Below are 1,366 nucleotides of genomic sequence, written 5' to 3'. Positions count from 1 at the left end.
GTGCACTCGCATTCGTGTTCGTCGGACTGCTTCTTCTGCGGATTAGAAAGCATGATGAGCCAACCGACGAACAGTCTCCATAGGATATGGCGTAACGGAGCCACCGCCGCCCCCGGGCGCGGTGCCAATGTAGAGCAGCGAAAGTAGCGCTAGGGAACTTCTGCAAAAGTCCCCGATCTGATCTTGCAACCGCATGACCGGAGCCGAGGACGGGAATAATGAAGCAACTGAGCATGACCACGGGTTTCGAGAAATACACCAAGGGGCGAGGAACACGGGGTCAAGGAACACGGGGTCAGGTCTTGCCTTTTGCCTTTTCTCTGCTAGGGTTGCTTTATGGCCCGACCACTGCGACTTGAGTTCCATGGTGCGCTCTACCACGTCACCTCTCGTGGCGATGGGCAGGAAGACATCTATCTGGACGATGATGACCGCGCTACCAGTCTGGCCGTCCTGGGAGAGGTGGTGAAGCGGTTCAACTGGACCCTCCACGCCTACTGCCTGATGAGCAATCACTACCACCTGCTGGTGGAAACGCCGGACGGCAACCTTGCTCAGGGCATGCGCCAGTTCAATGGCATCTACACCCAGCGCTTCAATCGACGCCATCAGCGCGTCGGCCATGTCTTTCAGGGACGCTACAAAGCCATCATCGTCCAGAAAGACAGCTACCTGCTGGAATTGGCCCGCTATATTGTGCTCAACCCCGTGCGTGCCGGCATGGTGCGTAGCGTCAAAGACTGGCCCTGGAGCAGTTACCGGGCAACAGCGGGCTTTTCCTCGCCCCCACCTTGGCTGCAAACCGACTGGGTCCTTTCAGCTTTCGGAACACGTAAGGGGCCGGCGTTGGAGCGCTACCGCGCTTTTGTCGCGGAGGGAAAGAATCAGCCCAGTCCTTGGCAGCAGCTGAGAAACCAAATCTACTTGGGCAACGAACAATTTGTCGACAAGTTACAGACGGGTCTGGAGAAAGGTAAGGATCTTAGCGAGATTCCTGTGGCCCAGCGCCGGAAGCCTGCTAAGTCCCTCGACTACTATGCGCAGAAGCACCGCGACCGAGACGATGCTATTGTAACGGCCTATCGGAGCGGAGGTTATAGCCTTAAGGCGATAGGTGATCATTTTGGGCTGCACTACTCACGGGTGAGTCGAATAGTGGCTTCGGCGGAAAAGGCAAAAGGCAAGACCTGACCCCTTCGGCGTTTGACCCCTTCGGCGTTCGGCGTGACCCCTTCGGCGTTCGGCGTGACCCCTTCGGCGTTCGGCGTGACCCCTTCGGCGTTCGGCGTGACCCCTTCGGCGTTCGGCGTGACCCCTTCGGCGTTCGGCGTGACCCCTTCGGCGTTCGGCGTGACCCCTTCGGCGT

General features: G+C 58.6%; 1 protein-coding gene and 1 pseudogene. One reads left to right on the top strand and one right to left on the bottom strand.

The genetic code is table 11. The annotated features are described in order from the left end of the window. The first annotated feature begins 336 nt into the window (after nt 1–336). Entirely contained in the window at nt 337–1,191 is an 855-nt protein-coding gene (locus ACMV8A_RS05565) for an REP-associated tyrosine transposase (protein WP_495324766.1), read from the top strand. Here ACMV8A_RS05565 and ACMV8A_RS05560 read toward each other — a convergent pair. Continuing rightward, nucleotides 1,134–1,366: pseudogene (locus tag ACMV8A_RS05560) on the bottom strand (hypothetical protein); the annotation flags it as partial. The gene ACMV8A_RS05565 and the pseudogene ACMV8A_RS05560 sit on opposite strands and share 58 nt — an antisense overlap.

It is taken from the genome of Sulfurivermis sp., assembly GCF_059410345.1.
The sequence above is the reverse complement of the archived record's forward strand: the minus strand, read 5'-3'. Positions and strand labels throughout refer to the sequence as shown.